The sequence below is a fragment of the Pseudoalteromonas sp. SK18 genome (genome assembly GCF_001974855.1).
Lineage (GTDB): Bacteria > Pseudomonadota > Gammaproteobacteria > Enterobacterales > Alteromonadaceae > Pseudoalteromonas.
The window spans coordinates 1-13,538 of the sequence record NZ_MTQB01000025.1 but is presented as its reverse complement, the minus strand read 5'-3'; the positions used below and the strand labels follow the sequence as shown (position 1 = coordinate 13,538).

The window sequence follows — 13,538 nt, the reverse complement described above, 5'->3', positions numbered from 1 at the left end:
AAAATAATGAAAAAGAGTTTAATTGCAGCGGCGCTCGCTGCCACATTTATTACTGGCTGTTCTGAGCCACAAACAACAAAAACTGAGCAAGTAGCGGCAGTTGCAGAAAAACCACAAGCAACAGAGCAAGCCGAATTAGGCACGTTTGGGGTTGATTTAACTGCGCGTAATGAAGCAGTAAAACCAGGCGACGATTTCTTCATGTACGCCAGTGGTTCATGGTACGACAACTATGAAATGCCAGCAGATAAAACCCGCTATGGTGCATTCTCTGCGCTAGCTGAGCGCAGTGAAGATCGCGTTAAAGAAATTATTGAAGAAATTGCAGCACGTGAAAACTTAAACGCCGAAGAGCAACTGGTCGCTGACTTTTATAACTCGTACATGGATACCGAGACGCTTAATAAACTTGGTATCACGCCAATTAAGCCGTTGCTTAACGACATCAATTCGGTTGCCTCTACTGATGATTTGGCAAAAGTATTTGGCCAATCTTGGCTTACGGGTGTAAGTGCACCTCTTGGCGGCGGTATGTGGTTTAACCGTTTAGATCCCAATAAATACGAAATGTCATTAGGTGCAGGTGGCTTAGGTTTACCTGATCGTTCTTACTACCTTGAAGATGCAGAACGTTTTGTAAAAACCCGTGAAGCGTATGTTGCACATATTGCCGATATGCTTAAATTTGCAGGGGTTGATAATACCACAGAGCGTGCACAAGCGATTTTAGCGCTTGAAACCAAAATTGCAGAAGGTCATTGGCCACGTGAAAAACGCCGTAATCGTGATTTAACCCTAAACCAAGTAAAACGTGATGAGTTAAGTGCGCAATACCCAGGATTTAACTGGGATTTATACTTTGCACAAACAGGTTATAAAGTACCACAATTAAACGTATCGCAGCCTGAACCTGTTAAAGCCATGATTGACTTAATCAATAACGAAGATTTAAGCGTATGGAAAGACTACCTTACATATCATGCGATTAATGGTAACTCACGACTATTATCTGAAGAAATATTTAACACTAGCTTTGCCTTTTATGGAAAAGAGTTAAATGGTCAGCAAGAGCCACGTCCACGCTGGAAACGCGCTATCAGCCAAATGTCTGGCACTAGCTCATTAGGCTTTGCAATTGGTAAAATTTACGTAGATCGTTATTTCCCAGAGTCATCTAAGCAACAAATGTCAGAGCTTGTTGAAAACTTACGCACAGCACTTGGTGAGCGTATTGATAACTTAGATTGGATGGGCGCAGAAACAAAAGTAAATGCGCGTGCAAAATTAGCGGCGTTTGTGCCAAAAATTGGTTACCCAGATGAATGGCAATCGTATGAAGGCTTAAGCATTAGCAACAATGACTTAATGGCTAATGTAAAAAATATGCGTGAGTTTTTCCAGGCTGAAAGTGTAGAAAAAGAGCTGAAAAAGACCGACCGTAATCGTTGGGGCATGACACCACAACGTGTTAATGCTTACTACAATAGTTCGTTTAACGAAATTGTATTCCCTGCCGCTATACTACAACCGCCGTTTTTCGATCCAAATGCAGATCCAGCAGTAAACTACGGTGGTATTGGTGCTGTGATTGGCCACGAAATGGGTCATGGTTTTGATGATCAAGGCTCAAAATCTGACGCTAACGGCATACAACGTAACTGGTGGACTGATGAAGATCGTGCTGCTTTTGATGCTAAAGCCGACAAACTTGCAGCCCAGTACAGTAAATACGAACCAATTCCAGGTAACTTTGTAAATGGCCGCAACAGTTTAGGTGAAAATATTGGTGATGTGGGTGGTTTAGCCATGGCTTATCATGCTTACAAACTAAGCTTAAATGGTAAAGAAGCACCGGTAATTGACGGCGTAACCGGCGATCAACGTTTCTTCTTAGCATGGGCACAAGTATGGAAAGAAAAACGTACTGAACAAAGCATGTTAAACCAATTACGTGGTGGTACGCACGCACCAGGTCGCTTTAGAGCACAAGCGCCTCGTAACCATGACGCTTGGTATAAAGCATTTGATGTAAAACCAGGTGATGAATTATACCTACCAGAAGACGAACGCGTTCGTATTTGGTAATACCCTGACAAACGTTCATCATTTGTTACGAATAAACAACCCGCTTTGGCGGGTTGTTTTATTTTTGGCTACTGATCAATCTCAATACTTACTAGCCCTGCCCGGCATTTACCTTTAGAATATGGGCTTGCAAATTTTTTCAATTATTTATACATATTAAGGCGAAACGCAGATGGGAAGAGCTTACCAAAACAAAAAAGATTCAATGGCTAAAACTGCGGGTGCTAAAACTAAAGTTTATTCAAAATACGGTAAAGAAATTTATATTTGTGCAAAAAACGGCGGTGTTGATCCAGATGGAAACTTAGCACTGCGTCGTTTAATTGAACGCGCTAAAAAAGACCAAGTACCGGCTCACGTAATTGAACGTGCTATTGATAAAGCCAAAGGTGGCGGCGGTGAAGACTATGCAGCCACGCGTTACGAAGGCTACGGGCCAGGTAACTGTATGATTATTGTTGACTGTTTAACCGACAACAACAAACGTACTTTTGCTGATGTACGTGTATGTTTTACCAAAGCAAACGCTAAAATTGGCGCACAAAACTCAGTTTCACACTTATTTGATCACCTTGCTATTTTTGTGTTTGACGGTGACGACGATGAAACCGTACTTGAAGCACTGATGATGGCAGATGTTGATGTTACCGACGTTGAAGTAGAAGACGGCAAAGTGACCGTATTTGCACCGCACACTGAATACAACAATACCCGCACAGCACTTGAAGAAATGGGTGTTACAGAATTTGACGAAGACTTAATTGCCTTTGTACCTCAAGTTGAAGCCCCTATTGAAGGCGAAGACGTTGAAGTTATGGAGCGCTTTTTAGCCATGCTTGAAGATTGTGATGACGTACAAAACGTTTACCATAATGCTCAATTTTAATCGTTAAGCAAATAACCTGAACTTTTGATAATAAATGTTTAAAGGCCAACTTAGTTGGCCTTTTTGTTTTATGTAAAATGGATTAGTTAATTTTGAATACCCTGACAAAGCTGCGTACCGGTGCCTTAACTGGTGTTAGTCACTTACAATTGGCTGAAAACCTCACTGACTTTCCAGAAGAAATTTTCACTCTTGCCGATACCCTTGAAGTGCTGGACTTATCAAACAATCAATTAAGCGATTTACCCGCTAACTTTGCTAAACTTACAAAGTTAAAACGGTTATTTTTATCATTTAACCAATTTCAGCATATTCCTCGTGTATTAAGTCAATGCCCTGAATTAATAATGATAGCCTTTAAAGGGAATCAAATTACTGAATTTAGTGAGCATAGTCTGCCACAAAGCACTCAGTGGTTAATATTAACTGACAATCAGCTTACTCAATTACCTGACTCTATGGGTGACCTAACCAAACTTAAAAAGCTAGCGCTGGCAGGAAACCAACTTACCCACTTACCCGTAACTATGCAAAACTGTACAGCACTAGAGCTGGTGCGTTTAAGTGCTAATAAACTAACCCAACTTGATGACTGGCTATTTGAACTCCCTAAACTGACTTGGTTAGCGTTTGCAGGGAATGAGTTCAATCGCTCACAACAACTTAACCATGAGTTATTCCCGCGTACACCATTAACTGAGATTGAACTGGATAAAGTTATTGGCCAAGGTGCATCGGGTATTATTCATAGTGCCCAATGGCAAAATAGCACGATTGCCGTAAAACTGTTTAAAGGCGCTATAACCAGTGATGGTTATCCATTAGACGAAGTTAACTGTTGCTTACAAGCACAGTTACACCCAAACTTAATTAAAGTGCTTGCTTATATTGAACACAATGAGCAACTTGGGTTAGCTATGGAGCTTATTGACCCTAGCTACGCTAACTTAGGGCTGCCTCCTAGTTTAGAAACCTGTACACGAGACACCTTCAAAGATGATTGCCATTACAGCACGGCAACAATTTATGCTATTGCTAAGCAACTCGTCAGTACTGTTGCTCACCTGCACCAGCATACACTTAGCCATGGCGATATTTATGCGCATAACATTATGATCAATGAAAATGATGAAATAGTGTTTGGTGATTTTGGTGCGGCGACAAACTTAGTCACACTCAGTAACTATCAACAGCAACAAATGCAGCGCATAGAAGTCCGTGCTATCGGCTGTTTAATTGATGATTTACTCTCTACCTGTAACGAACAAAGCGCAGAGGTGATACACCTACAACATATTGCAAAGCAATGCATGAGTGAAGACATAGCGCAGCGTCCAACGTTGAAAAATTTGGCGGACTGTTTATAAATAAAGCAGTGCAAAAAAGCATAAAAAAGCCACGCGATGCGTGGCTTGGCTGGATAAAGTAAAATTAAACTACACGGAAAAATTATAAATAAGCACCCAGCGCTTTAACTTGATCTAACATGCGGTTTGAGAAACCCCATTCGTTGTCGTACCACGCCATTACTTTAACTAATTTACCATCAGCACGCGTTTGCGTTGCATCAAAAATAGATGATGCTGGGTTATGGTTAAAGTCGATAGAAACAAGCGGTAGCTCGTTGTACTCTAAAATACCTTTCATAGAGCCAAACGCAGCGTCTTTAACCACTTGGTTAATTTCTTCAATGCTTGTATCGCGCTTAGCAATAAAGGTTAAGTCAACCAATGACACATTGATAGTTGGTACACGTACCGCCATGCCATCTAGTTTACCGGCAAGTTCAGGTAGTACTAAACCAACTGCTTTCGCTGCGCCCGTTTTAGTTGGGATCATAGATTGAGTTGCACTACGCGCACGGTATAAATCTGGGTGGTATACATCAGATAAATTTTGGTCGTTAGTGTAAGCATGAATGGTGGTCATGCTACCTTGTTCAATTCCTACTGTGTCGTTAATCGCTTTAGCAACAGGCGCTAAACAGTTAGTTGTACATGAAGCATTAGAAATAATGTTGCTATCGGCATTAATTACATCGCTATTTACACCGTGTACTACCGTTGCATCCATATCAGTACCAGGAGCCGATACCACTACTTTTTTGGCACCCGCTTCAATATGTTTATTAGCTGCTTCGCGAGAAGTAAATAAACCCGTACATTCAAGCACGATATCAACGTTTAGTGCTTTCCACGGTAAATTAGCAGGGTCACGTTCTTGCGTTAACGTGATCACATCATCGCCAATTAGCATGGTGTTGTCTTTTAGCGTTACTTGCTGTGAAAAACGACCATGTACTGAGTCAAACTGAGTCAGATGAGCATTTACATTGGCTGGCGCTAAATCGTTAATAGCTACAATTTTAATTTCATTATTTTGCGCTGACTCATACAGTGCACGCAATACATTACGACCGATACGGCCGTAGCCATTAATTGCTACATTAATCATTTTTGACTCCTATTAACTTCACATGCTTGGCGAGCAAGCGTTTCAATAGCTTGCCAGTCTTTATTTTCAATAAGTTGTTTATCTAACATCCAGGTACCACCTACGCAAATAACATTGTTAAGTGCTAAGTAATCAGGCGCAGTAGCTAAACTAATGCCACCGGTTGGACAAAAAGTAATATCAGGTAATGGGCCGCCAATCGACTTAATCATTGCAGTACCGCCTGCGGCTTCTGCAGGGAAAAACTTTAAAAATTTAAAGCCATGCGCTGCCAAGTTCATCACTTCGCTTGGGGTAGCTGCACCTGGTAAAAAAGGGATACTCGACTCTTGTGCCAATGCTAACAGTTCATCACTTACACCAGGGCTAACCATAAAGTCAGCGCCCGCTTCTACTGAGGCGTTAAAGCTTGCTTTATCAACCACAGTGCCAGTACCTACATAAGCTTCTGGTACCTCAGCTTTCATTAGCTTTACAGCTTGTGCAGCAATTGGCGTACGTAGTGTAATTTCAAGTGCTTTTAAGCCACCGTTGTATAACGCTCTTGCAAGTGGTGCCGCATCTTCTAATTTTTCGATTACCACCACTGGCACAACCGGTGCCGATGCTAAGATTTTTTCAATACTCATTACTTGTTCCTCATTACCCAAGATGGCTAATTATTATTCAAGTCCAAAAGCACTTGCACCTAAATCGGCACTGCTCACGATATTTCTAAATCCAGTAAATAATTCACGGCCTGTACCAAATGTTTGCGTTGCTTGGCTAATCTGTAGCTCACGCTGAGCAAGCTCTTCATCACTCACATGCAGTTTTAAAATACCATTTGGCGCATCTAAAGTAACAATATCGCCTTCATGTATCTTGGCTATAATGCCACCTTCAACCGCTTCAGGTGCTAAGTGAATTGCCGCAGGTACTTTACCTGATGCACCCGACATACGTCCGTCGGTAACAATGGCCACTTTGTAGCCCTGATCTTGTAATGTTGCCATTACCGGAGTGAGTTTATGAAGCTCTGGCATACCTTTAGCTTTAGGACCTTGCTCTTTAAGAACTGCAATAAAATCTTGGTTAAGTTCGCCACGGCTATATGCGTCTTGTAACTCACCTTGAGAGCTAAATACTTTAGCTGGCGCCGACACCACTTGATGCGACTCTGCAACGGCTGATACTTTAATAACGGCTTTACCTAAGTTGCCCGTTAGTAGCTGTAAACCACCTTGCTTACTAAATGGGTTACTTACTGGGCGAAGTACTTCTTCATCATGTGAGTTTTCTGGACACGCTACCCACTTAACTTTGCTTGGGCCGTTCGCATCACTCATAATTAGGTTGTCGTCTTTATCGAGTAGTGGCTCACACATGTAAGGTGCAAGGCCTTCGCCTAAAATAGTGGTTACGTCTGTATGAAGGTAACCAGCACCTGCTAATTCACGCATTAAGAAGCCCATTCCGCCAGCTGCTTGAAAGTGATTAACATCTGCTGAGCCATTTGGGTAAATACGCGTCAGTAATGGAACAACCGCTGATAAATCAGACATGTCTTTCCATGTAACTTGAATACCGGCCGCTTTAGCAATCGCCACAATATGGATTGCATGATTGGTTGAGCCACCTGTTGATAACAAGCCAACTAAGCCGTTAATAATGGTTTTTTCGCTGATCACATCCGCTAAACACGGGCCATCTTTGTTTTCAGTAAGCTGCTTAAGCATGGTTTCAACCGCATTACCGGTTAAGCCATCACGCAGTTCTGTGTATGGGTTTATAAACGAGCTACCTGGTAAGTGTAAGCCCATTATTTCCATTAGCATTTGGTTTGAATTTGCAGTGCCATAAAACGTACAGGTACCCGCACTGTGATAAGAAGCGCTTTCTGCCTCTAATAGCTCTTCACGAGATACCAGTCCTTGTGCAAACTTTTGACGAACACGTGCTTTGTCTTTGTTTGGAATACCTGACTGCATTGGCCCTGCTGGTAAAAAATACACAGGTAAGTGGCCAAATGATAAAGCACCAATTAATAGGCCTGGGACAATTTTGTCACATACACCTAAACAAAACACACCGTCAAATACGTCATGCGATAACGATACCGCAGTAGACATAGCAATCACGTCACGAGAAAACAGCGATAGTTCCATGCCGTCACGCCCTTGGGTAACGCCATCACACATCGCAGGAACACCGCCAGCAACTTGCGCGGTCGCGTCAAATTTAGTGGCAATGCTTTTAATTAAATCTGGGTATTCTTTGTAAGGCACATGCGCAGATAACATGTCGTTATATGAATTAATAATTGCAAGGTTTGGCACCTCATCTGCTTTTAAACGCGCTTTGTCGTCGCTGCTGCATGCAGCCATAACATGGGCGATGTTGCCACAGCCTAAACCAGCACGAACTCTTGTTTGTTTTTTTGCGTGCGAAATACGATCTAAATAGGCTTGACGGGTTTGTTTACTGCGCTCAATAACGCGTTCTGTGACTTCTTGAATTCGAGGGTGCAACATAATTTTACTCATCTCTATTCGTTAGAGGATAAAGGCTCAGTAACAATTATAGACTCCACGAAAATAACTGTACTGAGCATCTTTGACTTACCCGTTCAAAGGTACGCTACCAGGGAGCCTCTCACAACAACCCTGACACCGGTGTCAGGGTATTAACGCATGACAATGACACCGGTGTCAACCCTGAGTAATAAAAATAGTCATTTTTTTTAACATGTGCAATAAATAAACGTGAATTTTTAGTGAAATATTAGCGGCAAATAATGAAGGTTAAAAATGCAGATAAAAAAAGCCCGAGTAAGCGTCACTCATACTCGGGCTACTGTGAAAAAGCGGTTTTATTTTACGGCTGCGGTTGACTCTCGCGTGATTAATTTTGCTTCTAAAATCACCTTGTAAGGCGACTCTTGCGGCTCAATAATATGGGTAATTAACTGGGTAACAGCCTGTTTGGTCATTTCTTCTACGGGTTGCGCTATAGTCGTTAGTCCGGGCCAAATATGACGCGCTATGGGAGCGTTATCAAAGCCCGCAATAGAAATGTCATCTGGTACACGCAAGTTACGCTGTGTGGCTAATTTAAGCACCGCGGCTGCCATGTAATCATTCGATGCAAATACAGCAGTAGGTCGTGGCGATAAATCTAAAATACTACGCGCACTGTCTACCCCAGAGTGATAACTAAAGTTACCCTCTTCAACTAAGCGTTCATTAAATTCAATACCATGGCTTGCTAACGCGCGCCTGTAGCCTTTAAAACGCTGCTGTGTAGCACTGTGATCTGGGTGACCTTTAATAAACGCGATAGAGGTATGCCCTAGGTTTATTAAATGTTCGGTAATTTCAAATGCGCCCTGCTCGTCATTACTGGTAACAGAAATAGAGTCATCTTCTAAAATAGCAGAAGCCACTCGAGCATAAGGAATCTTTTTCGACTTTAAAAAGTCAACCAGTTCTGAAAAGTCACAAAATGGTGGCGTAAGTACTAAACCATCAAGGCGTGATGACTGTAATAGCTGCTCTATATTATTAATAAGTGCATCACCTCTGAGCTCACAAGGGTGAATCAGCAAGTTATAGTTGTTTTCTTGGCAAGCAGCTAATGCGCCTGTTTGCACTCGAGTAATATAACTTTTACTTGGGTTATCGTATAAACAACCAATAATAAAACTACGGTTTTGTGCAAGCCCTCGAGCAATGGGATTAGGTGTGTAATCAAGCTCTTTAAATACCGCTAATACTTTCTCGCGGGTGGCCGCGCTCACATTTGGTTCGTTATTCAGTACGCGCGATACCGTTTTTTTAGATACACCGGCATAACTAGCAACGCTATTTATAGTGACTTTTTTCATCTATTTATTTCCAAATGTATGCAACGTAATTAAACCTGTTGACTCGTATGCAAACACGCGGCAGCACCAATTAAAGGAATGTTGTCTTGTGTTACCAATGTGACCGGAATTTGACCTGTATATTGCGACATAATACCCTTTTGTGAAAAGCGCTCCATGAAGCGGCTTTCCAGTAAACGAGCCTGCATTCTTGGTAATATGCCACCGCCAATATAAAGGCCACCAAGAGCACCGTAAGCAAGCGCTAAGTCGCCTGCTACACTGCCAATCCAATCACAAAACTGATTAAGCGTTGCCTCACATACTTCACATTCACCGCTGTTGGCTAAGCTACTAATTTGTGCAGCGTCTAAATTCTTTGCGGCGACCCCTTTAACTGCAGCCATTGCTTTGTACAAATGAGCAATGCCTGGTCCAGAAAACACAGTTTCTACCGATACATGTGGGTGGTCTTTCTTAAGTGCTTGAATAAGCTGAGCGTCAAGTTCATTTACTGCCGCTAGAGAAATATGACCACCTTCTGAACTCATTACCGCACACGAATGTGCAGTTCTTACTAAACACGCTGCACCAAAGCCTGTACCTGGGCCCATTACACCAATATTTGCTGTGTCGTCTGCTTGGCCAGGTTTAACGGTTACGTTTTGAGAAGGATCTAAATACGGAGCGGCGTAAGCGAATGCAGCGAAGTCGTTTATTACGCTTAATTGTTCAAGGTCAAAATGCTGTTTGAAATCATTAACGCTAAAGTGCCAACCCAAGTTAGTTAAGTGAACTTGGCCTGCGTTAATTGGGCCTGCCACTGCTAGGCATGCGCGTTTAGGATTTATATGAGACACTGTTGATAAGTAATACTCGGTAGCACTTTCGAGCGATCCATAATTAGCACTTGGAAACGTATGATTATGCTCAATGGTAAATTGATTACTTGATTCATCAAACCCCGTGATCAACGCAAAGCGAGCATTTGTGCCACCAATATCGGCAACCAGAATTGGATCAAAGTGTGTGCTAGAGTGTAAACCCATAGTGTTATCTCTTTTGTTTAAGTAATGAGTACTTATTATTTTAATGGGGTATCATTGATACTTATTTACTTTGAGCTATCACCTCAAAGCAGCTATCACTGTAAAAAAGGCTACCTTTAATAATAAAGGTAGCTAATACGTTTTGACAACAAAATGATAAAACGTCCTTATTGTGACACCGGTGTCATGAAAAAATCAATAAAAAAATGCCTTTATTGACAAATAAGCTTGAAAAAAATCACTAATAAACGAGAATAGCCCCTTATTGTCCTCTTAAATAAGTAATCGTGATGAAAGGTAAAGCCACCTCATTTGATATAGCCCACTATGCTGGGGTGTCTCAATCTACAGTTTCTCGTGCTTTACGAAATAGTCCCTTGGTAAATGATGAAACCCGAAGGCGGGTTCATGACATTGCCAAAAAGCTTAATTACAAAGTTGATAAAAACGCCAGTAACCTGCGCACTCAACAAAGTAGCACCCTAGCGTTATTGTTGTTTGAAGATCCGACCTCAGATGAATCGCAAATCAATCCGTTTTTTTTAGCCATGCTGGGCAGTATTACTCGTGCCTGCGCTAAAGAGGGTTACGATTTACTCGTGTCATTTCAATCGGCCAGTGCTGATTGGCAGGCAGATTACGAAGACAGTCACCGTGCAGATGGCATCATTTTATTGGGTTATGGCGACTACATAGATTTTCAGCCTAAATTTAACACCTTACTTGAACAAAACACCAAATTTGTTTGCTGGGGAGCAAGTGTTGATAACCGCCCTGATTTAACTATAAGTTGCGATAATTATGGCGGTGGTAAACTCGCCGCCGAGCATTTATTGGCACATAGCCGAAAAGACTGCGCGTTTATAGGCGATGCCTCTGATCATAGCCCCGAATTTTTTGCCCGCTTTAATGGCTTTAAAGACGCGTTACAACAAAATGGCATTTCACTCAATGAGCGTAAAATTGCCAATGCTATCTCTACCGAAGAGTCTGGCTATCATGCCACGCGTTCTTTAATTGCTAATAACATCACCTTTAATGCACTTTTTGCTGCTAGCGACCTTATAGCAATAGGCGCAATACGAGCATTAAAAGAAGCCAATATTAACGTACCAAAAGATGTAGCCGTGATAGGCTTTGATAATATATCTATTGCCAGTTACATTAATCCGCCGCTAACAACCATAGAGCAAAATACCACTATTGCTGGGCAAATGTTGGTTGAAAACCTATTAAAGCTCATTAGGGGTGAGCAAGTGCAAAGCACCCTACTACCACCGCGTTTAATTGCACGTGGCTCAAGCTAATTCATTCAGTAAAACCACTTTTAAGAAGCAACAAAATTAAAGGCAACAGCGCTCTTTTACCTTAAATTAATTCGGGCTTTATTGCATTTTTACGGTCATTTGTCCTTTTTGCTTTCAATACTAAAGCTGGTGCTTTCGTAACATTAACAGGCTATTCACACCTCGCTATCACATTAGTTTTTTTAATCTGAAAGCAGCTGTTTTTAATGTAATTTTTCACTCGTCAATGCATGCTTTTATCACTACAATCCTGTTTTTATTTTATTGTTAAAACTTCAAGCGATCATCTCATGCTATTAACCATCGTTTATATTATAGGTATTACAGCAGAAGCCATGACCGGTGCTCTTAGCGCTGGGCGCAGAAACATGGATTGGTTTGGTGTTATGTTAGTAGCCAGTGCCACAGCTATTGGTGGTGGTAGCGTGCGAGATATTTTATTAGGTAACTACCCACTGACTTGGGTAAAACACCCAGAATATTTACTGATCACTTGCCTAGCCGGTATTGTTACCACTTGGTTGGCAAAATGGGTGGTTAAATTTAAAGGCATATTTATGCGCCTAGATGCACTAGGGCTTGCTGCGTTTAGTATTATTGGCTGCCAAGTTGGACTTAATATGGGTTTGCACTATGGAATTTGTGTGGTCGCAGCTATAGTAACAGGTGTATTTGGTGGATTATTACGAGATTTAATTTGTCGCCAAGCACCATTAGTACTTCATCATGAACTTTACGCAAGCGTAGCGCTTATAGTCGCGTGTTTATACTTAGCGCTACACCACTACAACATTGATGACAATATCAGCGTGGTTGCAAGTTTAGTGGTAGGCTATTTAATTCGAATGGCATCGGTACGCTTTAAGTGGCGCTTACCAACATTTAATTTATTAGAACCCGCTAATTTAAATAATGAGTAATAACAGCAGCGGTTAATGCCCACCTGCCCTAGCACTTTTAAATAGCCCGAATACTTTTCGGGCTAACAAACTAACCACAAAAAGAACTCCCAAAGCAAAACACAGTATGCTCAAGGGCATAAACACGCTTTCATGTAGAACACCATTATGATCAACATATTGATACACACTGTTTTCTATCAGCATAAAACCCGTGCCAAGTAATAAAAAGCAAACACTCAATGTGGCTGTTTTGTTTGAAAAAAAGCGCATAATCTATCCATAACTATTTTATTAAATTGTCGGGATAGCAGTTTGAATGAGCGAATATTAATCTACAGTGACTGAGCAACATTAATTTTTTAAAATAAAAGTCACGCTCATTAAACTAAGCTTTTAGACATATAATAAAATCTGTCGTCTTCTTTATCTATGTTGAAACCTGAGCGTGTGTAAAGCTTGTGCGCAGGGCTTATTTTAAAAACCCGAAGCCTAAGTTGCATAGCACCTCTGTGCACAGCTAAACGAGCACCCTCATTAATTACTGCAGCACCAATACCCATATTTTGAAACGCAGCATCTACTTGTAAGTCACGTATATAGCAACCCTCATCATCGAAAGCCAAGCGCATTGCACCCACTACATCGCCATTTAACAAAACATCCCAATTTTCAAGGTCTGAAATTTGCTCACATATTTTAAGTTGCTGCCAATCAACACCATAATGCTCATAATATCCACGCATATTGGTATAGGTTAACTGTGCAGAAGCCATTAAATCGGCTGTGGGCTGATAACACATATTCATTATTGCCATTCCTTTGTTTAGCGACCTTTACAAAACTTGTTGTGCTTGCTGGTTTTTAAAATATTTATTTACTAATAATGTAGTGGCATAGTTAATTTGGCCACCCATTAAGAAAGAAATGTTATGCTAATAAGCATACAAATTTGGGTGAAAAAATGACGAAATTAAAACGCGCAACGTATTCTGCGGCAATCAAATTAGAAAC

Annotated in this window: 12 protein-coding genes; 5 read left to right on the top strand and 7 right to left on the bottom strand. The window is 41.3% G+C overall.

The annotated features are described in order from the left end of the window. Positions 1-6 precede the first annotated feature (6 nt). The 3 genes from BW139_RS15295 to BW139_RS15285 all read left to right on the top strand — a co-directional run bounded on the left by BW139_RS15295 (position 7) and on the right by BW139_RS15285 (position 4,338). The gene (locus BW139_RS15295) at positions 7-2,085 is read left to right on the top strand and encodes a M13 family metallopeptidase (protein WP_076920238.1); all 2,079 of its coding nucleotides are present in this window, start codon (positions 7-9) and stop codon (positions 2,083-2,085) included. A 172-nt stretch (positions 2,086-2,257) separates the two neighbouring features. Then, positions 2,258-2,971 carry a YebC/PmpR family DNA-binding transcriptional regulator gene (locus BW139_RS15290; protein WP_008110544.1) on the top strand — a complete coding sequence of 238 codons (714 nt, stop codon included), beginning with the start codon at positions 2,258-2,260 and terminating at the stop codon, positions 2,969-2,971. A 92-nt stretch (positions 2,972-3,063) separates the two neighbouring features. Further along, positions 3,064-4,338 carry a leucine-rich repeat-containing protein kinase family protein gene (locus BW139_RS15285; protein ID WP_076920237.1) on the top strand — a complete coding sequence of 425 codons (1,275 nt, stop codon included), beginning with the start codon at positions 3,064-3,066 and terminating at the stop codon, positions 4,336-4,338. Between the two features lie 82 nt (positions 4,339-4,420). On the opposite strand, the gene gap is transcribed toward BW139_RS15285, so the two are convergent. From gap to glk, 5 genes are all read right to left on the bottom strand, one after another. Then, positions 4,421-5,425 carry a type I glyceraldehyde-3-phosphate dehydrogenase gene (gene gap / locus BW139_RS15280; protein ID WP_008110546.1) on the bottom strand — a complete coding sequence of 335 codons (1,005 nt, stop codon included), beginning with the start codon at positions 5,423-5,425 and terminating at the stop codon, positions 4,421-4,423. Next, positions 5,422-6,054, bottom strand: a complete 633-nt coding sequence (locus BW139_RS15275; RefSeq protein ID WP_076920236.1) for a bifunctional 4-hydroxy-2-oxoglutarate aldolase/2-dehydro-3-deoxy-phosphogluconate aldolase — start codon at positions 6,052-6,054, stop codon at positions 5,422-5,424. Before BW139_RS15275 ends, gap begins: the two co-directional genes overlap by 4 nt. Positions 6,055-6,087: 33 nt before the next feature. Next, positions 6,088-7,938: a phosphogluconate dehydratase gene (edd, locus tag BW139_RS15270; RefSeq protein ID WP_076920271.1), complete on the bottom strand. Its 1,851-nt coding sequence runs from the start codon at positions 7,936-7,938 to the stop codon at positions 6,088-6,090. A 338-nt stretch (positions 7,939-8,276) separates the two neighbouring features. After that, positions 8,277-9,290, bottom strand: a complete 1,014-nt coding sequence (locus tag BW139_RS15265; RefSeq protein ID WP_010389842.1) for a LacI family DNA-binding transcriptional regulator — start codon at positions 9,288-9,290, stop codon at positions 8,277-8,279. A gap of 29 nt (positions 9,291-9,319) precedes the next feature. Continuing rightward, the gene (glk, locus tag BW139_RS15260; RefSeq protein WP_010389841.1) at positions 9,320-10,318 is read right to left on the bottom strand and encodes a glucokinase; all 999 of its coding nucleotides are present in this window, start codon (positions 10,316-10,318) and stop codon (positions 9,320-9,322) included. Between the two features lie 290 nt (positions 10,319-10,608). Here glk and BW139_RS15255 point away from each other — a divergent pair, with 290 nt between their 5' ends. Together BW139_RS15255 and BW139_RS15250 are read left to right on the top strand one after the other, a co-directional pair. Next, positions 10,609-11,625, top strand: a complete 1,017-nt coding sequence (locus tag BW139_RS15255; RefSeq protein ID WP_076920235.1) for a LacI family DNA-binding transcriptional regulator — start codon at positions 10,609-10,611, stop codon at positions 11,623-11,625. 290 nt (positions 11,626-11,915) lie between these two features. Further along, positions 11,916-12,545: a trimeric intracellular cation channel family protein gene (locus BW139_RS15250; RefSeq protein ID WP_010389835.1), complete on the top strand. Its 630-nt coding sequence runs from the start codon at positions 11,916-11,918 to the stop codon at positions 12,543-12,545. Positions 12,546-12,557: 12 nt separating this feature from the next. Here BW139_RS15250 and BW139_RS15245 read toward each other — a convergent pair whose 3' ends face one another. Together BW139_RS15245 and BW139_RS15240 are read right to left on the bottom strand one after the other, a co-directional pair. Next, positions 12,558-12,797 (bottom strand): DUF3955 domain-containing protein, encoded by a 240-nt coding sequence (locus BW139_RS15245; RefSeq protein WP_069439489.1) that lies wholly within the window; start codon positions 12,795-12,797, stop codon positions 12,558-12,560. Positions 12,798-12,907: 110 nt separating this feature from the next. Continuing rightward, entirely contained in the window at positions 12,908-13,333 is a 426-nt protein-coding gene (locus BW139_RS15240; protein WP_069439490.1) for an N-acetyltransferase, read from the bottom strand. Between the last annotated feature and the right edge of the window lie 205 nt (positions 13,334-13,538).